Consider the following 24,874-nt stretch of genomic DNA (forward strand, 5'->3'; position numbering starts at 1 on the left):
ACTCTACGGCTCCACTTATACAGGGGCCGATACCGATAGCCAAAAAGGAGCGAAATCTTGCTTTAGACGACTGTGAGCGTGATTACCGTGGGATTGCCGTCGTCGCCTCGGACACGCACTTGTTGGCCCGGCTCCGGTGATTGCAGACGCACGGTGTGGGTTAGGTCTCCCAGAGGTGCTGAAATCTTGACTTTCAGACCTAGAGCTTCCAGTGTTTGTTGTGCATCGTTGCTGTTTTTGCCTCGGACGTCCGGTACGGTTACAGTCTTCGGTCCCTTGGACACCACCACGTCGACCTTGTCTCCCCAGTGCAGCTGCGTGTCGGCCTTGATGGAGGTGGAAATGATCGAGTCTGCAGGGACGGAATCACTGAATTGTTCGCTGTAGGTCGGTTGGAGCTTGGCGTCAGCAAACGCCGCTTGTGCATCATTCTTGGAACGGCCGATTACGTTGGGCATACTGACGGGCATTGGTCCCTTCGAAAGAACCAGCGTCACCTTCTCATTGTGTGCAACGGTTGTGCCCGGTTCTGGCGTGATGGATTTCACGGATCCCTGAGGTAAATCGAGAGAATACTCGTCCTTGCTTTCATTGTGGACGATGTTGGTAAAACCGGCTTGAGAAAGCGCCTCCATGGGCTTCTTGCCGTTTGCGCTGTTCGAATCAAGGATATCCGAAGGTATGGTGGCCTGGCGTACACCTTTGGAGATGACCACTTTGAGCGTTGCTTCGGTGCGCTTGCTTATATGTGCACCACTCTGTTGCGGATCGGTTGAAATGATCTTACCTTTGGCCACGCTGTCGCTGAATTGCTCGGAAGTCTTGTAGGGGATGCCGGCTGCTTTAAGTGCACTTTCGTACGGCTTCCATTTGACATCACTGATCGGGCACTCAGTGTTCTGTGCACAGTGGAGGTCTTCCGGCGTCGGCACGGTGTAATAGCTGCCGGGGCCCATAAAATACCACCATGCCACGCCGCAGCTGCTCAATATGGCCAGCAGAGCGAGAATGATTGTCATGACAACAACGGGTTTGCGCAGTGACGACCGCTTTTGTGACTTCGTTTTCTTTGTAGACGCATCGGCGAGCGTTCCGGGTTTATTCGCCACGGTTGCAGATGCGTCCAAGGTGCTGATCAATGTTGTTGGGATATTTTTCGCATTTGAACCGTCATTGGCGATGGTTCTTCTTTCGGTCGGCTGAGCTGAGACAGTGGCAGAAGACCGGTCCATATATGAGACGCGGGGCATCGCTTGTGTTGTAGGCCTTGGTGTCGTAGATGACGCGTTCTTATACGGCACCTGCCCTTCCGGAGATGTCGAGTTCGCCGACATCGTTGATGGATCTGTGATTCCGTGCTTTTGCTGTGGATGGCCGTTGCCGATGGAGGGATTGAAGGTTGTTGTCAGCATTTCAATCGCGTCCGTCTTATCAGTGCTTGGAGAATCGGAAAGTGGCGAGGTGCCGTCGGTTCGAACCCCGGGGGTTGCCGGTGAAGCATCATCCGTGGCCGTGTTTTCTGAATGCTTTGGAGGGGGTGGTGCAATTGATGAATCTGTTGGCGCAAGCGTTCCTACGAGTGGGGATGTGGCTCGCTGTTTATTCGCTTCGTTTTCTGCGTTCGGTTTGGCGTAACGGTATTGCCATCCCTCTACTTCAATATGTGCGCTGATTGTTTTCAGCTCCTGCAACGCGGCCGTGGCATCGGTCGGTCGTGCTTCGACTGTGCGCGCCGTCAGATGTGAAATGAACGCTGAAATGGAGTGGTCGATCCCGGGACAGACCGTCTCAAGTGAGGGCACATCTTCGTGGACATGTTTGAAGACCATGGTCACCGGGTTGTCGGAAGTGAACGGCACGTGCCCTGCAAGCATTTCCCAAGCCATGATGCCGACAGAATAGAGGTCACCTTGCGGGGTGGCGAGATTGTTCTCAATCATCTCAGGTGCCAGATATGCCGCCGTCCCTAGCAGCATGCCGGTTGTTGAGAGCGTCGCTTCGCTCATGGCTTTGGCCAGTCCGAAATCGGTTATCTGCACGCGGCCGCGGTCGTTTTGAAGGATGTTTTCAGGTTTGATATCGCGATGTACCACGCCTGCTCGATGGGCGCTGGAAAGTCCATCCAGTGTTTGCGACATGATTTGTACCGTCTCATGAACAGTGAATGTGCCGCGCTCATTCATTTCGTGGCGCAGATTGACGCCGTGAACATATTCCATTACCAGATAGTCACGTCCGTTTGTTGTTCCGGAATCATATACCTGCACGATGTGGGGGTTACTGATGGCTGCTGCGCTGCGGGCTTCTCGATGGAAACGCGCAATGAACTCGTCGCGGTGCGGCCCTTGGGCCAGCTGTGTGTGCATCACTTTGACGGCTACAACGCGTTCCAGTCGTTCGTCGGTTGCTTTGTAGATTGTGGCCATACCGCCGTCTGCAATGGCGCCGAGAATACGGTAACGCCCGTCTATCAATTGGGTCCGTGGCTCGTTTTCGGCTCCGCTCATAACTTGGTCGCTGTCCCTCGGTCTGCAATGGTTACGAATGTCTCATATCTTACATGCTGTGAGGTACCGAAAGATACAGGTAATTGTCGGTTCTGTGTCATGATCCGAAGTGGTGAACGTGCCGTTGCATAAGCGATAAGGGATCTTCAGAACGAACCTACTTGGAGGAAAGCTTGGGGGATGAATTGTGCGCAGATATCCTTCAGCGTTGCTTTGCTGTTGGGGGCAAGCTCTGCCTCATTGATTGCCGCCTGCGTTTGTTCCCAAAGTTGAGCGATACGCTGGCGTGAAGTCTGGACGGAACCGGTTGTGACGAGCAGATTTAGCGCGGTGCGCACATCCTCATCGCTGCGTGAGTGGCTCTCGTAAATGTGTATGAGTGTGTCGGCGTCTTTTTTGTTTGCCGCGACCAGGGCATCTGCCAGGAGTACTGTACGTTTGCCTTTGCGCACATCGCCGCCGATGGGCTTGCCTGTACTTCCAGTGGTGCCCACGACATCAAGCAAATCGTCGGCCAGCTGGAATGCAGTGCCCAGTGGCACCCCAATCGCCCGTGCGTTTTGCTTAGCGCGGTCTGGTGCCATTCCTGAGGCGCATAACCCCAATTCCAACGGGGCAATGGTGGTGTAGCTTGCTGTTTTCCATGCAAAGACGTTCAACGATGCCTCTACCAGTTCGCTCGGCTCTTTCAGACTGATGCTTTCAGCCCCCAAATCAAGGCCCTGGCCGATTTCCACGGCGCGCTGCATGTCGAGGAAGGTGTGCAGGTTGGCCTTCGGGTGCTGCATGGTCGGGTTCGCCAGCGCCGTCGCGGCAATGTCCGTGGAAGCGGTGGCAAGCATATTGCCGAGCATCAGAGCCAGGCCCTTGCCGTCGCTTGAGGACCGGGTCGCCTGTTGCAGGACTATATGGGCTGTTGGCTTGCCCCGACGCAAAAGTGAGTCATCGATAATGTCGTCGTGGATGAGTGCGCTGGTCTGGTAGATTTCTATGGCGCAGGCGAGATCGAGCATGTGGGAATCGTCATCGAGACCGCCTTGTCCGTAAGCGTCAAACGCTGCCAAGGACAGCAGTGCGCGTAACCGTTTGCCGCCCTGATTCGCGTTTAGTCCTTCGTTGAACATGACTCCCAGAGTCGGCTCCAAACTCGGCGTCACCATGTCTTCGTCTCGGTCGTGCATCCACTGTTCGGTCAGCTCCATGATACGGGCGTCAATGGTACGGGTATCCACATTTGTCTGCATATTGTCCAGATTATCGATATCGCCATACTTGATAACCGGCTTCGTTCTGGAAAGATGGAACGACTTGAATTTCAACGATTAGAAGCGTTCGACCACAGTGACCGAAAAACGCTCGGAGATACTGAAAAAAGTGCCATAGTGAATCGAACAGGATGCGGGATGTCGATTGCGCATCTTGAGCTGCGATGAAATCAAACAAAGGGAAGTGGCTATGACGAAGCGACCAACTAAGAACATCAGGAACATTACGGAAACAAAGGCTCATGCTGTACGTCCTTCGGTCGTCGATACCAGTGCCGCACCCAGTGTGTCGGGGCTGGGCGCACAGTCACACAACGCACGGGATGTCAAATATGGAACGAGAGATGGCAATGGACAACGACATACCTGCAGCGGTGCGCACAACCGGTCTTCCCCGTATTGGCAAAGTGCCATTCATGGCCCAGATACAGTCGATGATCGGTGTACTCGACTTGATTTGAACCTGTGCATGATTGATGATGCCGAAACGGCTCACGATAGATTTGGAGAAACGCAACTGGAAGCCTTGTCTCGAAAGCTGCAGCAACACAAGATGGAACAGGGTGTTAACCGTGCGAATCGTGATTGGATTGAAGCATCATTTGCGGAGTGGAACAGTAATCTTGATGAATGCGTCTCGTGTATGACTGCAGACCATGTGGCCTTTTTATGCGTGGCGATGGCTGATATGTTGGCTGTGCGTGATGCCTTGATTGTGTCGTTGGTTGTGGGCGGTCAAACGACCATCGGTACTTCCGCCATGCTCGATATGGCATCGAATCCTCAAGACCCGGCCAATGTGGCTCGAATGTACCGATTGCTTAATCAGTCGTTTAACGATGAGCGATGTTTTCCCGACCGTGGACGCTGTGTCTGTGGAATCGACATGCTTGAGGCCATGGCAGGTCGGGTTGCGGGGCGTTTTGAAGTTCAGCCATTGACTGTGGCGGCCTATGCTTCCTGGTGGTTGGGCAGCGAAAAGGCCTTGGGATATGCAGAACGGGCCCTGGACTTGGATCAAGGGTGCACATTGGCTAGGATCATCTGCTCCGCCATAGCTCAGGACTTGGGGCCGGCATGGCTCAGGCAGTGACATAAAATCCGGTGTTTGCGGGAATGATTGACTTATTTCCTTAGATATTTGCCGATATCGGGAATAATCGTCCTCGTAAGATGGTTAACTTTTATAGTCACAAATTTAGTAGAATGGCGTATTTGCGTCTTTTTCAGACTCGTGAATTAATAGCGTCCACTTGAGGAGGACAAGTTTGGCCAAGAAGGAAAAGGCAACCAGTGCAGAGGCTAAGCCGAGCGAGGATGGAGAAGTCACCCCTCAGTCGAAGTCAAGCCGTTCGTCTTCCTCATCCGCCTCAGATAAGGCGTCGGCCAAAACAGCGAAGACCTCAAAGTCCGGAACCGCAAAAAAAGCTTCCAAGACGACAAGCAGAACCGTCAAGGCCGCGGATTCGTCTAAGTCCGCTTCGAAGACTCCGCGTAAAAAAACTCCGAAACCGCGGAAAATAGACAGCACGCAGGAGCGTGATCCGGAAGATCTCGAAGATGAGGACATCGATGATACCGGTGAACTTGACAAGAACGAGGACTTTGATGATTTGGTAGATGATTCTTCGACGTTGGTCGAAGGCGATGAGGATGATGAGGGAGAACCATCTTCGGATGAAGACGAGGAAGATGATGCCGCTTCGCATCGTCGTGCCGTTGAGCTTCCGAAGGCCAAAGGCGCGTTTATTGTCAGCAACAATGATGACGATGATGATAATCTGACCCCTTCCGGTAATCCCAAGCGTCGCGTGGTTGCCACAGGTGCAACTGCGGATCCGGTCAAGGATTACCTCAAGCAGATTGGCCGTGTCAGCCTGTTGAACGCGGAGCAGGAAGTCGATCTTTCCGAACGTATCGAGGCGGGGCTCTACGCACAGCACCTGCTGGATGCTGAAGGTGACGAGATGGACTTCAAACGCAAGCGTGAGCTCAAATGGGCTGCAAATGACGGCAAAAAGGCCAAAGATCATCTTTTGGAAGCCAACCTTCGTCTGGTTGTGTCGTTGGCCAAGCGTTACACCGGCCGAGGCATGCTCTTCCTGGATCTGATTCAGGAGGGGAATCTGGGTCTGATCCGCGCTGTTGAGAAGTTCGACTGGAAGAAAGGCTTCAAGTTCTCCACGTATGCCACTTGGTGGATTCGACAGGCCATCACCCGAGCCATGGCAGATCAGGCCCGCACGATTCGAGTTCCCGTGCACATGGTCGAGGTCATTAATAAGCTTTCGCGCGTTCAGCGTCAGATGCTTCAGGACCTTGGCCGTGAGCCCACTCCTGATGAGTTGGCTCGTGAGCTGGATATGCCCGTTGAGAAGGCGCAGGAAGTGCAGAAGTACGGTCGTGAGCCGATTTCTTTGCACACACCTCTGGGTGAGGACGGCGATTCGGAGTTCGGTGATCTGATCGAAGATACTGATGCCATTGCTCCCTCTGAGGCTGTGGCCTTCTCTCTTCTGCAGGAACAGTTCAAGCAGGTCTTGGAAACGCTTTCACCTCGTGAAGCCGGCGTTATCAAGATGCGTTATGGTCTTGAGGATGGACAGCCTAAGACGCTGGATGATATTGGACGCGTCTATGGGGTGACTCGCGAGCGTATTCGTCAGATTGAGTCGAAGACCATGTCCAAGCTGCGTCACCCGTCTCGTTCACAGACGTTGCGTGATTTTTTGGATCAGTGATCCATACCAGTGCCCGTCGTTTCAAACGGCGGGCACTTGCATTGGTAAGCACTGACAGGACATGGCCGGACCAGCTATCGGCACTTGTCGGATTTCAGTCTTGGTCAATATTGAACAGTGCGCAATGGGCTGGGGTATTTGGATTTCATGGTCAGCCATCGCTGGGTTCGGTATGTTTCCCTCTGTTGAAATTGGTGGAGTGAAATCATGTGCTGTGCTATAGGCGAGATGGCATTGGCGATGCTTTTGGGTATGGTGGTTTTGTCACGGCTTTGGCTGGATAATCTTTGTGAGGTAGGTATATAGCGAATGGTTGAGGAATACAGCGCCAGCAACCTGTCAGTGTTGGAAGGCCTTGATGCCGTGCGCAAACGCCCCGGCATGTATATCGGTACGACCGATAGCCAGGGCTTGATGCACTGCTTGTGGGAGATTATCGACAATTCAGTTGATGAGGCGCTCGCCGGCGCCTGCGACAAGATCGTGGTCACGCTGCATACCGATGGTTCCATAGAGGTGGCCGACAATGGTCGTGGTATTCCCGTTGATGTGGAGAAAAAGACTAAGCTTACCGGCGTCGAGGTCGTATTGACCAAACTGCACGCCGGTGCAAAATTCGGTAGTTCATCCTACGGCGCTTCCGGCGGTCTGCACGGTGTCGGTTCATCCGTGGTCAACGCGCTTAGTTCGCGCTTGGACGTAGAAGTCGATCGCAACGGTAAAACCTATCACATGGCGTTCCATCAGGGACATCCCGGTGTTTACGAGGATCCGGATGTGGACCATCGTTCTCCTGACAACGCGTTCAAAAAAACCCGCAAGGGCAAACCGACTGAACTTGAAGTCATCGGCAAGGTGTCTCCAAAAACGACCGGTACGCGCATTCGTTACTGGGCTGATCCCGAGATTTTCAACACTACCGCGCAATTTAGCTACGAACAGCTGATTGACCGTGTGCGGCAAACGAGTTTTTTGGTGCCAGGGTTGAGCATCACGGTTATCGATGAAAACATCCCGGAAACCGGTCAGGCCTCGATCGATGAGATGCATGAGACCGACGCACTTCATTCTGATGGTTCCACTTCCACTGCCGCAGCGGGGACGACCGCATCGACTTTGCGTTCCGATGATGAACATGATGTCGCTGATGCGGCAGGGGAGTTCAGCCGTGAAGAAAATATTCGTGAAGAGGAGTCATTCCCGGCAACGCTGGATGAAGGCTACGGAAATGATAACGCATCAGATGACGAAGACGCATACATCGATGATGAATCCGACGCCCTTGTCGGTGATGGGGCTAGGGATGCCGCAGTCGAATCGGATATGTCGCTGAGCGTGCGAACCGACGTCAAATCGTCGCATTCACACAAACGTGTAGAAGAGTTCCTGCATACCGGCGGCGTCAAGGATTTTGTTGATTTTCTTTCACATGGCGAGCCGATTTCCACCATTTGGAGTGTTTCTGGAGATGCCGAGTATGTTGAAGAAACTCAGGCGGTGGATTCCAACGGTGACCTGCGCTCCGAGCAGACCAAACGTAACTGTTCGGTCAATATTGCCCTACGCTGGGTCAACGGTTATGACACCACCATCCGCAGTTTTGTCAATGTTGTTGAAACGCCGGGTGGCGGCATGCATGTCGACGGTTTTTTGCAAAGCATCACGCGACAGGTGCGCAAGGTGGTAGAGGCCAACGCGCGTAAGTTCAAAGTCAATCTCAAAGACACCAAAAACAAGGTTGAGCGCGACGATATTCTTGCTGGCCTGGTTGCGGTGGTCACAGTGCGCTTGGCGGAACCGCAATTCCAAGGACAGACCAAGGATGTACTTGGTACTGCTCCCGTTCGCCCGATCGTGACGAAAATGACCGACAAACAATTCGGCGAGATGATCAGTGGTTCGCGCCGTGGTTTCAAAGAGCAGTCCGGACGTGTGCTTGAGAAAATCGTTGGCGAGATGCATGCCCGTATTCAGGCGCGTAAGACCAAGGAAGTCACCCGTCGCAAGAATGCACTTGAATCGGCTTCGATGCCGGCCAAACTGTCCGATTGTCAGCCGGGTAATGATGATGTGGCTGAACTATTCATTGTCGAGGGCGATTCCGCACTCGGAACAGCCAAAGCGGCTCGTAATTCCGGATTCCAAGCACTTTTGCCGATTCGAGGCAAGATCTTGAACGTGCAGAAGGCGAGTATGGCGCAGATTCTGGCCAACAAGGAATGTTCGGCGATTATCCAGGTCATCGGTGCCGGTTCTGGGGCGAATTTTGATGTTGCGCAGACCCGTTATGACAAGGTCATCATGATGACCGATGCTGATGTCGATGGCGCACATATCCGCATCCTTCTGCTAACACTGTTCTATAGGTTCATGCGGCCTCTGATATCACATGGGCATGTATACGCAGCTGTTCCGCCGTTGCATCGCATCGCACTCACAGGTAAACGCAAAGGTGAATTCATCTATACATATTCCGATGATGAGCTTGCCGGGAAACTTGCCGATCTTGATAAACAAGGTATCGCCTACAATCCCGATGTACAGCGTTACAAGGGACTGGGTGAGATGGATGCCGACCAGTTGGCCGACACCACCATGGACCCTCGCACCCGTATGCTTCGTCGTATTTCGATGGAGGAGGCGGAGGACGCGAGTGGTATCTTCACGCTCCTGATGGGCGACGAGGTACCTCCGCGCAAGCAGTTCATCGTTGATAATGCAGACGATTTCGATCGTACCAAGATCGACACCTGATATGACGCTCTGTGAATTCTCTTACCCGCATCATGACCTTATGGTGCGGGTGTGTTGTATCACAAAGACGTATGCAATTGTTGCGTCATTCGCTTTTGACATTTTGGCGGATATCGCCAGGCTCTATGGATGCGTGTCGTCGTGCGCGTTGTTCGTCCTTGCATATATGAGAAGATGAGGATGTTGTCAATGTGACCGTCGGCATCGACATTGCCATCGTTGGAGTCGTTGCTGTGAAACCAAGGAGCTGTTGTGACCAATTTACTGTTAGCCGTGATTTACATGGCTTTTATTTCTCTGGGTCTTCCTGACGCGCTGCTCGGCGCCGCCTGGCCGAGCATGCGTCCGCAGATGGGTGTACCGCTTTCATGGGTGGGCGGCATTTCGATGATTATTTCGGCGGGAACTATCGTTTCCGCATTGTTGTCCGATCGGATGACGCTGCGTTTCGGCACTGGCAAACTTACTGCCGCTTCGGTCGGTTTGACGGCCGTTGCGCTGTTCGGCTTCTCTGTGGCCCCCAATTACTGGGTGCTTGCTCTGATTGCGATTCCTTATGGCCTTGGAGCCGGTGGAGTCGATGCGGCTTTGAACAACTATGTGGCGATTCACTACGCAAGTCGACATATGAGCTGGCTACATTGCATGTGGGGTATTGGAGCCTCGGTGGGTCCCTATATCATGGGTTTTGCGCTTTCCAATGGACAAGGCTGGTCCTGGGGATACCGCTACATTTCCATCATTCAGATCGTGCTTACTGTGCTCATCGTCTTTTCCCTGCCCTTGTGGAAGGGTCGTCAAAGGGGTTCGGCGGCAGTTGGCACCGCTAAGGACGGGAGCGGGGATGACACAGCGAGCGGCGAAGAGAATGAGACCGCGGCCGTCAAGCCGTTGGGTGTCCGCGGAGTGTTGTCCATTCCAGGAGCCAAAGAGATTCTCGTGATGTTCTTCTGCTACTGTGCCATCGAAACCACATCCGGTTTGTGGGCATCGAGCTATATGGTCGACTATGATGGAATTAGTAAAGTTACCGCTGCCTCGCTGGCAAGTCTTTTCTACCTCGGTATTACTGCGGGTCGTGCGCTTAGTGGCTTCATGACCATAAAGTTCGACGATCCCACGATGATTCGCATCGGACAGGTTGTTCTTGGCTTAGGTGTGCTCATCATGCTTTTGCCGCTGTCCGGTCACATCGCCACTGTTGTGGGTCTGGTGCTCATTGGTCTAGGATGTGCGCCGATTTATCCGTGTGTTATCCACTCCACTCCCATTTACTTCGGTGCGGAACGTTCCCAAGCGATTGTCGGGGTGCAGATGGCTTGTGCATACGCCGGTTCACTGGCGATGCCCCCCTTGTTCGGACTGCTTGCCGAGCATATTTCGATTGCTTTGTATCCATGGTATTTGCTGGTGTTGTTGGCTCTGATGGTGGTGATGCACAAGATGCTTCGACATAAGGTCGGGAACAAGGTCTGATGTCCGATCGTCGACGTCCTTAGAGGGGGCAATAATCGAACATATGTACGAATGCCTGGACCTGTTTTCATTGCCTACAAAGACGTGGTTCAGGCATGCGTTTTCTGCACCGACAAACGCTCAGCAGCAGGCTTGGCCACATATCAAGGCTGCTCAGAACGTCCTCGTTGTCGCACCCACTGGTTCGGGTAAGACCTTGACTGCTTTCCTTGCGGCAATAGATGGGTTGATGGTTAACGATTCTGACAGGCATAATGTCGGTGGAGCTGAACCCTCCGTGGGCAAACGCGGCGTTACCGTTCTATATGTTTCGCCATTGAAGGCGCTTGGATCTGACGTGGAACGCAATCTTCGTGTTCCTCTGGAAGGCATCGCCGCTGAATGCGACTCAATGGGGATTGCTCGTCCTGACATCGATGTGGCCATTCGTTCAGGCGACACTACGCCCAAGGAACGTCGACGCATTGCTGCGCATCCGCCAGACATCCTCATCACCACTCCCGAATCGCTGTATTTGCTGCTGACTTCACAGGCGAGACATATTCTCAAGAAAGTACAGACGGTTATCATCGATGAAGTGCACGCGCTCGCGGACACCAAACGCGGAGCGCATTTGGCTCTGAGTCTGGAACGGATCGATGCATTAACTGAGCGGAAGGTGCAGCGTATAGGACTTTCTGCCACAGTCAACCCAGCGAAAGAAGCCGCGTTCTTTTTGGGTGGTGACCAGCAGGTCAGCATTGTTGATGCTTCCGACTCTGCGCGTATGGACTTGAAAATCGTTGAACCCGTCGCTGATATGGCAGCATTGGCCAATTCCGTGGTTGATGAGGGTGGATTTCGCTCGGGCATTTCTCCTTCTGGTTCTTGCGCTGAGGACTCTGACACCAATAGTGCAGCGGGTGTCTCAACATTTGAACGTGGTGATGATGCTGCGGCTGCCTCACACTCGATCTGGCCGGCGGTTGAGCGCAGCATACTCGACGAAATTCTGAGTCATCATAGTACGCTGGTATTCGTCAACTCCCGTGGCTTGGCCGAACGGTTGACTGCACGTCTCAATGATCTTTATGTCCAAACAGAATGTGGCGCACCGGTCGGTAACCGGTCTTATGGAAAAGGTAGGCATTATGATTCCGTCATCGGCTCCTCCTCATCGCTGGTAGGCTCGCATCCGCGCAGCGAGACCATTGCCATGGCCCACCATGGTTCTGTTTCTAAGGAACGACGCAAGGTTATCGAGAATGATTTGAAGCATGGACGTTTGCGTTGTGTGGTTGCCACGAGCAGTCTGGAACTTGGTATCGATATGGGTGCAGTAGACATGGTCATTCAGATTGCGCCGCCGCTGTCTGTTTCGTCTGGTCTTCAGCGCGTCGGCAGAGCGGATCATCGGGTTGGTGGCACTTCTCACGCATTGTTCTATCCTTTGACCCGTCAGGAACTGATGACCTCCGCTGCCACAGTGGAGTGCATGAGAGACGGTCGTATTGAGCCTTTATCGATACGGCACAATCCTTTGGATATTTTGGCGCAGCAGACGGTTGCGGCTGTAGCCATGGACGATTGGCGTGTCGACGATTGGTATGCTTCGGTTCGTCGCACTGCGCCTTTTGCTGATCTTTCGCGTTCCATGTTCGACAATGTCATCGGCATGTTGACCGGAGGTTACGATTCCGAAGAGTTTTCGGCATTCCGGCCTCCGCTGCAGCTTAATGGCGATCAAGGACTGCTGTCTGCACGTCCCGGAGCTCAACGGCTCGCTGTCACCAGCGGTGGAACGATTCCCGACCGAGGTACCTATAGTGTCGTCTTGCCGGAAGCGGATGTCGGTTCGGGGCGCAAGAAGGTTGGGGAGCTTGACGAGGAGATGGTCTATGAGTCCCGTGTCGGAGATGTCATTACACTAGGTACTTCGACTTGGCAGATCAATGAGATTACCGATGACCGCGTAGTTGTTACCCCTGCCCCAGGTCGTACCGCGCGCTTGCCATTCTGGCATGGGGAGGGATCCGGAAGGGATGCTGGTTTCGGTGCGCTGCTCGGGGCTTTCACGCGGGATATGGGCAATGGCTTGATATCGGCATTGTCCCAGGTCTCCAAGCAATGTACATCTGGTGTCATTGATGTATCTGCAGCCGATGAGTCATTCACCGGTTCTGGCATTGACGAGGACGTAGATTCGTTTGAACATATTGATTCACGCAAGACTATAGGTTCGAAGATTGTTGACGGTGAGGAGTGGGGAAAGGGTGACGTCCCTTGTTTCAATGCCGCTGTGGAACGTCGCCTGAGAAGCAATGGCTTAGACGACAATGGTCTGAGCAATCTTGCTGGTCTACTTGCCGAGCAGATGGGGGCCACGGGGGTACTGCCCACTGATAAAACCATTGTCATCGAGCGTTGTCGGGATGAAGAAGGCGACTGGCGTATCATCATGCACTCGCCGTATGGCAGACGTGTGCATGAGCCTTGGGCGTTGGCCGTTGCCAATCGCCTCAAGCGAAGGTTTGGCTTCGACGGTCAAACCTTCGCCGCTGACGATGGCATCGTGGTTCGCTTGCCTGAGCAGGATAGTCGGCTTTCTGCTGCCGATCTGTTCCTGTTTGATGCAGAAGAACTGTTGCGAGATGTGGAGGAGGGGATCGGCGATTCGGTGCTCTTCGCCACCAGATTCCGAGAATGTGCCGCACGCTCGCTTTATATGCCCAGGATGAATCCCGGCAAACGAGTTCCGCTGTGGCAGCAGCGCCTGCGCGCCTCCGAACTGTTGGCTGCGGCAAAGACGCAACATAATTTCCCGTTGGTTTTGGAAACTGCTCGGGAATGCCTTCAGGATGTTTACGATTTACCCGCATTGAAACGTTTGATGACCGATATCGATGGGCAGAAAATCGAGGTTCGTGATGTAACAACGCAGAGTCCGTCACCTTTCGCGCAAAACCTACTTTTTGGTTTCGTGGGGTCGGTCATGTACGATTACGATGCTCCGCAAGCGGAACGTCGTGCGTCGCTGCTCTCGATGGATCCTGAAGTGCTCGAAGAGCTTCTGGGAAGTGATCATGTTGTTGATGTGCTTGACCCGGAAGCTGTGGCTCAGGTTGAGGAGGAACTGCGTCAGCGGCGGTTCTGGAATGAATTGGATCCGGATGACGTATCTGGTCGAATAATGCGATTCTGTAAAACACATGGTCCTTTCAATGCTGATGAGGTCGTCAAAGAGCTGGGCTTGGACTCAGCCACAGTGGTTCATGAACTGGATGATCTCACGGCCCGTGGCTTACTGATGACTGGTTCGTTCGTTAAGGGACTCGGGGGGCTGCAATATCTGCATCGAGAAGTATTCCGGCGTATGCGTTCGCGCTCAAGGACGTTGACCAATAAATCCCTGAAACCGGTTAGTGCAGAAACATATCAATCTTGGCTTTTGGCACGGCAGGGCATCGGTTTGACAGCCAATGAAGAAGGATTCGAGCAGGTTGGTCTCATTGGAGGGCAATCGACGGGTACCGTGGACTCAATGCAAGGTCAAGCGATCGAAATTGTATCTTCATCTCCTCGGGCCAAAGGTCAACGCCTTGCCGGAGTGAATGGGTTGCTTAGGGTCATCGGACAACTGGAGGGGATGCCCTTGCCGGCGGCGATGTGGGAATCTTCAGTGTTTCCTGCTAGGGTGCCGGACTTTTCGCCACCCATGCTCGATGAGTTGCTTGCTGCCGGCGAAGTGGTCTGGGTGGGATCCAAGGATGAGGGTGCAACGACTGGTACTGAGTCGGCAATGAAACCAGGTAAGATCGCTTTTTATTGTTCAGATTCGCCGTTGCTTGGCGATACCGAGAAAGATGAGAACCGTAACGATAACGGAATAATGGCCGCGTTGTATTCCGGTGGGTCCTATCGTGCGGACCAATTGGAACATCAATGGCGACTTGCGGCTGGCAATCAGCCGCAGGAAGTCGTGAATCCGTTAACAGGTGAGGTAAAGGTGTCGTCTACTGACGATGAGGCTTTTGAGCGTGGCGTATGGTCATCGGTATGGCAGGGGAGTCTTACCAATTCCTCGTTTGCACCAGTCAGAGCCTTAATTCAGGACGGCAATCAAGTTCAGGGAGTCGGCCGTGTGCAGGGTCGCTCAACGACATTACGCCGGCGTTTCTATGCAAGGCCGCGTGTAGAGCGTCGACCTCAACTGCCGCAAACGCTTGCAGGGTTGTGGTCGGCTGTGGTTCCAAGAGACGTGGTAGGTGCGGAGCAAAGGGCTGTTTCACAAGTCGAAACACTTATCGAACGTTACGGTATCATCGCTCCGCCATTGATGGATATGGATTCCACGCCGTTGAGCTTTTCAAATATCTATCCCGTGCTCAAACAGATGGAAGCGTCCGGTGTGTTGGTGCGGGGTATGTTCGTTCGTGGTCTGTCGGCGGCTCAGTTTGCAGAACGTGACACTGTCGACCAATTACGGCAGTGGCGGACACAGGATGCTCCGCTTGCAGTGGCCTTGGACGCTGCAGATCCGGCAAGTCTTGCCGGTGCTGCTGTTGCGTGGCCTGAGGTGCGAATTGAACCGAACAGGGTAAGGGCGAGTGAAGATGTCGCCGGTTCGAATCGCGTGCGGACTCATGGCAAATCGCCGCGTCCAACGCGCAAAGTCGGTTCGATGACTGTATTCATCGAAGGCAAGCCCGGCGTGTATGCCGCTGTTTCCAGCCACCACCTCATTTGTTTTGATGTCACTGATTTCGAACTGCAGCGTGCGTTCACCCATCTGGCTAATACATTGCGTGCACAGTATGAATCGTTGTGGCGCAATGAAAATCGACGTGGAAATGTGACATTTCGGGACGTGAACGGTGAGGCTTTGTCACCTTCTAATCATTATGCACAGCTGTTGCGTGCCGCCGGTTTTACCCCTTCTCCGCAGGGCATGAGACTGTATTGATAGACTCGTCGATGAGATGATCGAAGAAAACGATCGGCAATGGTATCTCAGCATCGCAAATGTCGTATATCCTGCTTCTCCTATGAGAAAATCCAAAGAAACGACGTGAAATATGATCTAGCCAGCGCAAATGATGGTTCATACAGCCAGAAGTCAACAGAAATCACTAAAAGGAATCAGCCATATTTCTGTTGACCTCGGCTGTACGACATGAAGTCGGACAGTGCCATTAAACGCATGAATGAACGGAGTCCAACGTACTTGGTCCGTCCATTCATGCGTTCAGCGCTGTCAAGCCACGTATTCGATTGGTGCGGGTAGGTCGACTCCCGAGGCGTCGCGGCGCATATCGGGTTTCGGCAGTTCAACGGGCTGACCGCTGGAAGTGCTTGCATAGAGCGGGTATGTGCCGATAGCTGCGCAGGTCAGAACATTCTGACCTTTGAGGAATCGCTGTGAACGTACACCACCGGTGCCACGTCCCTTGGTTGGATACATCTCCAACGGAGTCACTTTGGCTGCTCCGGTTTCAGTGCCCGGCAGTGCCGCATCGTCGCCGGCAACTGTAAGAACTACGGCTCCGGAGGCGGAATACAAGCCGTTCTCGCCTTCATCGTAGGTCCAAGCAATCTTCCCCGCCGGTACCACATTGAAGGCGGCGACATGCTGTCCTTCGGACAGTCTGATGCCGTTCATGCCACCAGCGGTGCGACCTTGCGGGCGCACCGCTTTGGCTTCGAAGGTTAGGAGTGAGGAATCCGAGGAAATGAAAACGATACGATCATCGTCGCTAGCTGGCGCCGCAAAGACGACCGTATCGCCGTCTTTCAGATCGATAATGGGCCAGGAGTCCATCGTGCTCGGAGATTCGCGGTTCCAGCGCTTGATGACGCCATTACGGGTACCGATTGCCAATGGGATATCGGATACGGATGTGCTTTGCGTATCGGCATCGCCGGTGCCGTCCGATTCTGTCTTGGCATTGTCGCCCATAGCAATGGCAGCTATGACATGCTCACCAGAAATCGGTTCGGTGCTGGTGGTCATCCCAAGCAGTTCGTCGGCATTAACACCGCCGGAAACATTCAAGTTTGCGTCCGCCGCAAGTGAGGGAAGGTCCGCAACATGGGCCAGAACCAATCGTCCTGCAGAGGTGATGAGTCCGTACGTCGACAAGGTGGTGCTGGCGAAGATGGATGCGATCTGGTCGTCGTGACTGCGCGTTCCATTCGTTTCTCTTGTCTGCCACAGATCCAAAGCATTCGGTGAAGTACGGGCGATAAGACCTGAGGCGCTGAGCATCACGGCACATGGTTCGTCTTCCAGTCGCAGCGCGGCTGCTGCTTCTTCGGTGTTGCCCACTTTTTTGGCTTTGTTGGCGGCTTCGACATCCTGTACTGCCTGTGAAACCGTATTTTCCACACGAATCGCTGCCAACGCAGAGGAGTCCGGGTTGGCAGCGATTTCCTCTACAGGGTTTGGACTCGAGGCAAGCGAACGTACTGGCGTGAGGCTTCCGTCTTCATGTCGCTCCAAAAGCACGGTACGACGGGGATCGCCCCACTTTTCTGCAGCTTCGTCCATCTCTTCGATGATGGTCTTGTCAAGACGTTCGCTGGAAGAGAGGATCGCATTAAGGACATCGATCTGCTTCTTCAAATCATCTTGCTCCGCTTCGAGTTCGAGGCGGCTCATTTTGGTGAGTCTACGCAGGCGCAGGTCAAGAATGTACTGTGCTTGAATTTCATCGAGATCAAAAACGGCCATTAGCCTTGTTTTTGCGGTATCCGCATTGTCCGATGTGCGAATGACCTGAATGACCTCGTCGATATCCACCAGCGCCAGCAGCAGTCCTTCGACCAAATGTAGCCGTTCCTGCGCCTTGTTCAAACGGAATTGTGTGCGTCGATGGACAACCGTTCTCCGGTGGTCCACCCAGACTTCCAGCATTTCCTTCAAGCCCATGGTGTGCGGTCGACCGTTGACAAGCGCGACGTTGTTCATGGTGAAGTTGTCTTCAAGAGGCGTGTTCTTGAACAGCTGGGCGAGGACGGCATTGGGGTCGAAGCCTGTTTTGATTTCGATGACGATGCGAGTGCCGTTGTGTCGGTCGGTCAAATCGATCGCACCCGAAACACCTTCAATCTTATGGTTCTTTACACCCTCCGAAATGCGCTCGAGCACATGTTCCGGTCCTACCATGAACGGCAGCTCGGTTACCACAATGGCTTTCTTGCGGGCAGTTACGTTTTCGATATGCGTGGCTGACCTGGTGGTTAGTGTCCCGCGTCCTGACTGGTAGGCGTTCTTGATACCGTCCCGACCTATGATGATGCCGCCGCTGGGCCAGTCCGGTCCTGGCACGTAGTCCATCAGTGCCTCGAGCGTGGCATCGGGATGCTTCATGAGGTATTTGGCCGCGGCCACCACTTCTCCGAGGTTGTGGGTGGCCATGTTGGTCGCCATGCCCACGGCTATGCCCGAAGCTCCGTTAACCAGAAGGTTCGGTATTGCGGCCGGCAGCACGTCCGGCTCGTGGAGCTTGTTGTCGTAGTTGGGAGAGAAGTCGACGGTGTCTTCGTCGATGTTCGCGTTCATTCCGAGCGCTGCTGGGGCCAGTCGTGCCTCGGTATAGCGGGAAGCGGCTGGTCCGTCGTCAAGGGAGCCGAAATTGCCATGTCCGTCGACCAGCGGTAACCGCATCGCAAAAGGCTGCGCAAGACGAACCATTGCTTCGTAAATCGATGAATCGCCGTGCGGGTGTAGCTTACCCATGACCTCGCCGACGGCACGGGCTGACTTCATGTAGGGCCTGTCGGGAGTCAGATTCATCTGGCCCATCTGATAGATGATGCGTCGCTGCACCGGCTTCATTCCGTCTCTTGCATCCGGCAGTGCTCTTGCGTAAATCACCGAATAGGCATATTCGAGGAACGATTTGCTCATCTCGTCGTCGAGAGGGGTTTCGACGATGTTTTCCTTGACCGTGCGTGGGTCGTAGGAAGGTTTGGCCTGTTTGCGACGTTGAGCCATACTGAACAGCACTCCTGATCTACGAAAAAAACAATCCTTTCCATCATACCGTTGGCCCTCGTCCCTGCCTTTTGATTCATATTTCGGTGTGCGGTGATTGAATAAGAAGCATGAGTGCAGAAGTTGAACCGATAAGTCAGTTGTTGGAATTCCGGCAGATTGATTCGTACGGCAGCGATCGTCATATCAGTGCGGTTCTCCCGGCGTTGAGCGCTGCTATCGGATATCCGATGGCGACCTCTGTTCACCCTGATCCGGAATCGACGAGAATCGCATTAGGTTTTCCTCGGGTCGATTCTGCCGTCGTCGTTTTGGTTGACGGCATGGGCTTCTGGAACTTGGCTATGCGTGCCGGACATGCGCCATACCTGCGCAGTCTGATAAATCAGGAAAGAAATGCCAGTCCGATTGCCACGTGTACCCCCAGCACCACGCCCATAGTCATGGGGGCTTTCGGCACCGGTACCTGTCCGGGCATGACAGGCATGACAGGCTTTACTCAGCGCAATGAGCAGACGGGACAGTTGGGACAGCTCATCAACTTCGCCGGTGCGCCGGAGCCTGAAGATTTGCAGAGACATCCCACCATTTTTGAGCGTTTGGAACGACAGGGCGCGAGGGTTACCAGTGTGGGATTGCCGAAATTCGCCCATTCTGGTTTAACTCGAGCCGCGTTGCGTGGTGGGGAATATGTCGGTTCTCGACACGAGGATCTACGAGTGAGGGCCGCAATCAAGGCCGCGGCAAAACCGGGGCTTACATATTACTACGTTGAGGACGTCGATAAGACGGGACATCATCATGGCCCGTTCGGTGAACGTTGGGCGGCCGCTCTGGAAAACACGGATAGACAGCTGCAGGCGTTGAAACGTGGATTGAAACCAGGAACCTTGATGGTTATCGTTGCCGATCATGGCATGGTGGAGGTTGAACCAAGCCGTCAAATCGACATTGCTAATGAACCTGAGCTTGCCAGTGATGTCGCGTTGGTTGCGGGAGAGCCGCGAATGGTGATGCTTTACGTTGAGCATGACGCCGATGTGCAAGAGGTGGCGGCCCGCTGGCGTGGAAGATTGACCGACAACGCTGAGGTTCTTACTTGTGACGAGGCGATTGATCGTGGTCTTTACGGTGATGTCGAAGCGAGGGTCAGACCGTTTATCGGTGATGTCATCGTCTGTGCCAAAGAAACAGTCACCATCGTGGATTCGCGGAGCCAAAGTGAGGCGTCAATGAGCCTGCAGGGCGTTCATGGCTCATTGACTCGATTGGAATGCGAGATCCCTTGCCTTATTGATGTGGCATAGTTACTTGATTAAATTGCTGCATTGCTGTCATCGGGTGTAGGTCCTGTGCTCAGTGTTCACCACAGGTTTACTGCCTGACAAACACGTAGCGGTATGTGACGGCCGAGTTCGAGCCCTCATGCTTGTGGCATGGCGAGGTGAAGAGGGCTGGTGTGTTCGATCATTCCCCGAACAGGATCTCGTCCCAACTGGGAATTGCGGAACGTCCGGATTTGCGTTTGCTTTGCTTCTGATCGGACTTTTCGTTATTTGAAAAGGAATCGGTCCGTTTTTCCGCATCGATGGATTCCTTCCGTGCATCGTGCGGAATCGATGGTTTTGATACCCCATTTGATTCTGCAGGCTCTCGTTGGGGCAACGGCAGTGGGAATGCATCCGAGGGAGTTGCAGGCTCCGACGTTGTGGTGGTGCCAGAAACCGGTTGTGTAAACTGAGTCTTGGGCACCTCATACGGCAGCGATACAGACTCGTTTGCTTCGGACTTTTCCTGAGACAACACGCTGGTGTTGTTCCGATTTTTCTTACTGTCAGTGGGTTGATTGTCTTGAGGTTGTTCCTGTAGCGAAGCTACCGTGTTGGCGATGCGTGCTGAGCGCAGCGAATCTCCGGGCAATCGGTTGTTGGCCCCGAGCTCAGTGCCGGTTGTATCATTCGAGGATGTGGATTTCGGCTGAGCCGCAGCCTCAATGTTGTCTTCAGGATGTCTCTTGACTTGGTTAGATGAAGCATGTTCGGTTCCGTCCGACAAATCCGAGGTGACGTTTCCTTGGGACGCTTGGACCGTTTTCACTTCACCCAGAAGAATCTGTGCTACTGAGTTCTGGCATTCAACGGTGTTGTCGTGCATGTTCCACGCCCACTCGGCTTGAACTCGATTGCGCTGGGTGCTGAATGTCGCTGTGATTTGCCAAGGTTCGCGCCCTCGGCGTGTCGCGCTCCACGTGACCGACTCCATCCCGATTCGTGCAGCCGCCAGCGTGCGAGCGATAAGTTCCTCAACCGAACGCACCTTGCTTCCCTTGGGGGCGGAAACCGACAAGAATTGCTTGATGGCATATTGCCTTTCGGTTTCAACAGGCGTGGCAAAACGCCTAACGAGAGCCTGGCTCAGTCCGTATTTTTCTGCAACCTTATCGGGTTGTGCTCCTGCCCGAATAAGTGCCTGGATGCTTGAAATCGGAAGGGTCTTGGCTGTCCCCGGATTTTCCGTTTCGCTGGTTTCGCTCAAAATCTGACGCGCTTCAAGTATGGCATGCTCGAGCTCGTCGTTCACGACAACACGGAATTTAAGACCCCGCGCACGGAACACCAATTCGCCGTCCTCGTCGACATGGTCGAACTGCGCTTCCTGAAGTGAACCCACCGGCATACAAGCACCACTTTCCTCAACGATTAATCTTCGAGAACTTCATTTTATTCCATTATGTCCCTCGTGTCGTACTTTACGAATTGAGTAAATCGTGTATCCTTTTGCCCGAGAAACACAAATCGGTGACTTGACCGCCGTTGATAGTGACCGTGACTCAGGAGGAAAGGACGACAGATGGCCCAAGATTATGATTCTCCACGTAACAAAGACGAAGACGAGGAATCGTTGCAGGCGTTGAGCAAAAGTAGCAGGGATACAGCTGAGGACATCGACGACGATGAGAACGCTATCGCTGAGGATTACGAGTTGCCGGGTGCGGATCTGAGCAACGAGGACTCTTCGGTGACCGTTATTCCGATGCAGGGCGATGAGTTCATCTGCTCGGAGTGTTTCCTGGTCAAGCACCGTAGTCAGCTCGATCACATGGGTGCCGACGGCCCAGTGTGCAAGGAGTGCGCCGTCTGATGGCCTACTCCGAAGACTACAACGAGCCCGAAAACGTCGAAGTGCTTTTGAAGGTCGGTGCCGACGGTCAGGCGCCGGTGTTGCGCTACGCTCACGCGGGTGACGCCGGCGCAGACCTGACCTCCGCGGTCGATGTCCAGCTCAAGCCCTTCGAACGTGCACTGGTTCCTACAGGCGTATCCATCGCACTGCCGAACGGCTATGTGGGGTTGGTGCACCCCCGTTCGGGATTGGCGGTCAAGATGGGTCTTACCGTTCTCAACGCGCCGGGCACGATTGATGCGGGATATCGTGGTGAAATTAAGGTTCCGTTAATTAATCTCGATCCCGAACATACTGCGGTCATCCAAGTTGGCGACCGCATCGCACAGCTAGTGATTCAGCGCTATGTAGAAGCTCGATTCGTTCCGGCGCAGGCCTTGCCTGGTAGCGATCGGGCAGAGCGTGGTTTCGGTTCCACGGGAATGGCGAGTCGGTAGAGTCTGGCAGTCTCCCAGTCGGGTAGAATAAACCCAAACACGGTGATGGGAGAGGAAATGGTCGATACGGTTTCGGACAACAATTCGGCGAGCATGCTGGGCTGCGAAGTGAGCTTTGACCCGTTCGATCCGTTGCAGCCCATTGTTGCCGTATGTCGTGCTTACCATCCCGATGCCGATATGGAAATCCTTGAACGTGCCTATCGCCGGGCCGTATGGCAGCATCGTGACCAGCGTCGTCGCTCAGGCGAACCGTATATCATCCACCCTCTTGCCGTGGCTCAGATTCTTGCCGACCTTGGTATGGGGTCGTTGGTGGTCGCCGCAGGGCTGTTGCACGACACCGTCGAAGATACGGATTACACGCTTGACAAGTGCCGTGAAGAATTCGGCGACACCGTTACCGGACTCGTCGATGGGGTTACCAAGCTCACCAATATGGAGGTCGGTGACTCAGCTCAGGCCGAGACCATCCGAAAGATGGTAGTGGCCATGAGCCGCGACGTACGTGTCCTCGTTGTCAAGTTGGCCGACCGACTGCACAATGCGCGAACCTGGCGCTATGTCAAGCCGGCCAATGCCCAGCGCAAGGCGCGCGAGACGCTTGATGTGTATGCTCCTTTGGCCAACCGGCTCGGTATGAACGCCATTAAAACTGAATTGGAAGAGCTGAGCTTCAAAGTTCTTTATCCCAAGATTTATAACGAGATCGTCGTTCTGGTCAACCGCCGTGCCGGTCAGCGCGATGTGTATCTCAAACAGATTCTCAGCGAGATTAACGCCGACCTTGCTGCACAACACACAAAAGCCACCGTCACCGGACGGCCTAAGGACTACTTCTCGATCTACCAGAAGATGATTGTGCGTGGTCATGATTTTTCAAACATCTATGACTTGGTGGGTGTGCGCATCATCGTGGACACCATTCAGGATTGCTATGCCGCTCTGGGAGCGGTCCATGCACGCTGGAGCCCTATCCCCGGACGGTTCAAGGATTATATTGCCGTCCCGAAAATGAATATGTACCAGAGCCTGCACACCACGGTCGTCGGGCCTGGCGGCAAGCCCGTCGAAATTCAGATTCGTACATGGGAAATGCATCGGCGAAGCGAATTTGGTATTGCGGCTCACTGGAAATACAAGGAAAATGGGCAGTCTGGTCGAAAACTGAGCGAACCGGATAAAAATGATATCAAGCGCGAAAACGATGAAAACCAAGATCTGAGCGAAGTCGACAATCTCAATTGGATTCAACAGCTTGCCGATTGGAGTAGCGAAACCCCCGACTCGGATGAGTTCCTGGGGTCGTTGAAAGAAGACTTGGGCAGTTCCGAAGTTTACGTGTTTACCCCAAAGGGCAAGATTATCTCCCTGCCTGCCCATGCCACGTCGGTCGATTTCGCATATGCTGTACACACCGAGGTCGGTCATCGCACGATGGGTGCGCGTGTCAACGGTCGTCTTGTGCCGCTCGATACTGTTCTGGAAAATGGTGACACAGTCGAGATTCTTACTTCGAAATCGGAGACGGCTGGTCCCTCGCGTGATTGGCTGAGCTTTGTCAAGAGCCCCAAGGCGCGTAACAAAATTCGCCAATGGTTCAGCAAGGAACGTCGTAGCGAGGCCATCGAGGAAGGGCATGACGAGCTCACCCGAGCCATGCGCAAGCGCAACTTGCCGATTGCTTCATTGCTTACTCCGCAGGCGCTTGTCGGTGTTGCAGACGAGTTGAACTTCGACAATGCCGATGCCGTGTACGCCGCGATCGGTGATGGTCAGATCTCCACCGAAAACGTCATTTCTCGGCTCATCAAGGATGCCGGCAGGGAAGAGGTCGAGGAGGATTTCGAGCAGGAAGCATTGCCGCTGAGAGGTTCCGAACGTCGTCGTGATTCCAACAAATTGGGGATTTCGGTAAAGGGCGTGCAGGGCGTGTGGGTCAAGCTGGCCCGTTGTTGTACACCGGTTCCAGGGGATAAGATCGTAGGATTCATCACCAAAAACGAGGGAGTTTCGGTTCATCGCGTCGACTGCCAGAACATGCAGAACCTTGAAAAGCAGCAGTCTGAGCGTGTGGTCGAGGTCGCATGGACGAGCGCCAAGGGGCTGTTCATGGTCAAGATCCAGGTTGAGGCACTCGACCGGCCTCATCTCTTGACGGATGTCACCCAGGTGCTTTCCGACCACGGTGTCAATATTATCAATGCCAGTGTGTCCACCGGATCAGATCGTGTGGCGACAAGCCAGTTCTCCTTCGAAATGGCTGATCCGCAGCATATGAACACCCTGTTGAGTGCGGTGCGCAAGATTGATGGAGTGTTTGATGTTTATCGACTGACCGGAGCCAGAGACTCGGCAGTGCCGCATCTTCGCAAAATGTGACGATGCTCCCGAAGGTTCTTCGACTCGTCTGACGTTGCAAGGTGACACGCAGGGGTAATCATGTGCTTGGTTGCTTCGTGCTTATATCTGTGAGATGTCCCTTAGGTAAGACTGTCATAGGGATCTGACGCTTGCGGGAATGCGAACGAGAGTA

General features: G+C 53.8%; 13 protein-coding genes. 9 read left to right on the forward strand and 4 right to left on the reverse strand.

Features of this window, described 5'->3' with window-relative positions:
* Positions 1–62 precede the first annotated feature (62 nt).
* Entirely contained in the window at positions 63–2,507 is a 2,445-nt protein-coding gene (locus tag GA0061077_RS01240) for a Stk1 family PASTA domain-containing Ser/Thr kinase (RefSeq protein ID WP_091847131.1), read from the reverse strand.
* 146 nt (positions 2,508–2,653) lie between these two features.
* Positions 2,654–3,751: a polyprenyl synthetase family protein gene (locus tag GA0061077_RS01245; RefSeq protein WP_091847573.1), complete on the reverse strand. Its 1,098-nt coding sequence runs from the start codon at positions 3,749–3,751 to the stop codon at positions 2,654–2,656.
* A gap of 700 nt (positions 3,752–4,451) precedes the next feature.
* Between GA0061077_RS01245 and GA0061077_RS01250 the strand changes: the two genes are divergently transcribed.
* The 5 genes from GA0061077_RS01250 (at position 4,452) to GA0061077_RS01270 (ending at position 15,685) form a co-directional block, all read left to right on the forward strand.
* A complete protein-coding gene (locus GA0061077_RS01250) occupies positions 4,452–4,865 on the forward strand; it encodes a hypothetical protein (RefSeq protein ID WP_234696456.1) in 414 nt (137 codons plus the stop codon).
* Between the two features lie 175 nt (positions 4,866–5,040).
* Positions 5,041–6,513, forward strand: a complete 1,473-nt coding sequence (locus tag GA0061077_RS01255) for an RNA polymerase sigma factor (protein WP_091847133.1) — start codon at positions 5,041–5,043, stop codon at positions 6,511–6,513.
* Between the two features lie 309 nt (positions 6,514–6,822).
* Entirely contained in the window at positions 6,823–9,267 is a 2,445-nt protein-coding gene (locus tag GA0061077_RS01260; RefSeq protein ID WP_091847134.1) for a DNA gyrase/topoisomerase IV subunit B, read from the forward strand.
* 252 nt (positions 9,268–9,519) lie between these two features.
* On the forward strand, positions 9,520–10,743 hold the full coding sequence (locus tag GA0061077_RS01265) for an MFS transporter (protein ID WP_091847135.1): 1,224 nt from the start codon (positions 9,520–9,522) through the stop codon (positions 10,741–10,743).
* Positions 10,744–10,786: 43 nt separating this feature from the next.
* The gene (locus tag GA0061077_RS01270; RefSeq protein WP_091847136.1) at positions 10,787–15,685 is read left to right on the forward strand and encodes a DEAD/DEAH box helicase; all 4,899 of its coding nucleotides are present in this window, start codon (positions 10,787–10,789) and stop codon (positions 15,683–15,685) included.
* Between the two features lie 291 nt (positions 15,686–15,976).
* Here GA0061077_RS01270 and GA0061077_RS01275 read toward each other — a convergent pair whose 3' ends face one another.
* Positions 15,977–18,718, reverse strand: coding sequence for a DNA gyrase/topoisomerase IV subunit A (locus GA0061077_RS01275; protein WP_091847574.1), 2,742 nt, complete (start codon positions 18,716–18,718; stop codon positions 15,977–15,979).
* 110 nt (positions 18,719–18,828) lie between these two features.
* Here GA0061077_RS01275 and GA0061077_RS01280 point away from each other — a divergent pair, with 110 nt between their 5' ends.
* Positions 18,829–20,025, forward strand: coding sequence for an alkaline phosphatase family protein (locus GA0061077_RS01280; RefSeq protein WP_091847137.1), 1,197 nt, complete (start codon positions 18,829–18,831; stop codon positions 20,023–20,025).
* A 160-nt stretch (positions 20,026–20,185) separates the two neighbouring features.
* Here the strand turns inward: GA0061077_RS01280 and sepH are convergent, their stop codons facing one another.
* Complete coding sequence (sepH, locus tag GA0061077_RS01285) at positions 20,186–21,394, reverse strand: septation protein SepH (RefSeq protein ID WP_091847138.1); 1,209 nt, start codon at positions 21,392–21,394, stop codon at positions 20,186–20,188.
* A 174-nt stretch (positions 21,395–21,568) separates the two neighbouring features.
* Here sepH and GA0061077_RS01290 point away from each other — a divergent pair, with 174 nt between their 5' ends.
* Genes GA0061077_RS01290 through GA0061077_RS01300 form a run of 3 tightly spaced genes read left to right on the forward strand, consistent with a single transcriptional unit; the run spans position 21,569 to position 24,720 of the window.
* Positions 21,569–21,859, forward strand: a complete 291-nt coding sequence (locus tag GA0061077_RS01290; protein WP_091847139.1) for a DUF4193 domain-containing protein — start codon at positions 21,569–21,571, stop codon at positions 21,857–21,859.
* Positions 21,859–22,338, forward strand: coding sequence for a dUTP diphosphatase (dut, locus tag GA0061077_RS01295; RefSeq protein WP_091847140.1), 480 nt, complete (start codon positions 21,859–21,861; stop codon positions 22,336–22,338). Before GA0061077_RS01290 ends, dut begins: the two co-directional genes overlap by 1 nt.
* A 57-nt stretch (positions 22,339–22,395) precedes the next feature.
* Positions 22,396–24,720 carry a RelA/SpoT family protein gene (locus tag GA0061077_RS01300; protein ID WP_091847575.1) on the forward strand — a complete coding sequence of 775 codons (2,325 nt, stop codon included), beginning with the start codon at positions 22,396–22,398 and terminating at the stop codon, positions 24,718–24,720.
* The last annotated feature ends 154 nt before the right edge of the window (positions 24,721–24,874 follow it).

Origin of the sequence: Bifidobacterium commune (assembly GCF_900094885.1) — a bacterium.
Lineage (GTDB): Bacteria > Actinomycetota > Actinomycetes > Actinomycetales > Bifidobacteriaceae > Bifidobacterium > Bifidobacterium commune.

What these genes read in the sequence shown, in the direction of transcription:
- GA0061077_RS01240 (WP_091847131.1), bottom strand. Translation starts at nt 2,507, where the DNA reads ATGAGCGGAGCCGAAAACGAGCCACGGACCCAATTGATAGACGGGCGT.
- GA0061077_RS01245 (WP_091847573.1), bottom strand. Translation starts at nt 3,751, where the DNA reads ATGCAGACAAATGTGGATACCCGTACCATTGACGCCCGTATCATGGAG.
- GA0061077_RS01250 (WP_234696456.1), top strand. Translation starts at nt 4,452, where the DNA reads ATGGCTGATATGTTGGCTGTGCGTGATGCCTTGATTGTGTCGTTGGTT.
- GA0061077_RS01260 (WP_091847134.1), top strand. Translation starts at nt 6,823, where the DNA reads ATGGTTGAGGAATACAGCGCCAGCAACCTGTCAGTGTTGGAAGGCCTT.
- GA0061077_RS01270 (WP_091847136.1), top strand. Translation starts at nt 10,787, where the DNA reads ATGTACGAATGCCTGGACCTGTTTTCATTGCCTACAAAGACGTGGTTC.
- GA0061077_RS01275 (WP_091847574.1), bottom strand. Translation starts at nt 18,718, where the DNA reads ATGGCTCAACGTCGCAAACAGGCCAAACCTTCCTACGACCCACGCACG.
- GA0061077_RS01280 (WP_091847137.1), top strand. Translation starts at nt 18,829, where the DNA reads ATGAGTGCAGAAGTTGAACCGATAAGTCAGTTGTTGGAATTCCGGCAG.
- sepH (WP_091847138.1), bottom strand. Translation starts at nt 21,394, where the DNA reads ATGCCGGTGGGTTCACTTCAGGAAGCGCAGTTCGACCATGTCGACGAG.
- GA0061077_RS01290 (WP_091847139.1), top strand. Translation starts at nt 21,569, where the DNA reads ATGGCCCAAGATTATGATTCTCCACGTAACAAAGACGAAGACGAGGAA.
- dut (WP_091847140.1), top strand. Translation starts at nt 21,859, where the DNA reads ATGGCCTACTCCGAAGACTACAACGAGCCCGAAAACGTCGAAGTGCTT.
- GA0061077_RS01300 (WP_091847575.1), top strand. Translation starts at nt 22,396, where the DNA reads ATGGTCGATACGGTTTCGGACAACAATTCGGCGAGCATGCTGGGCTGC.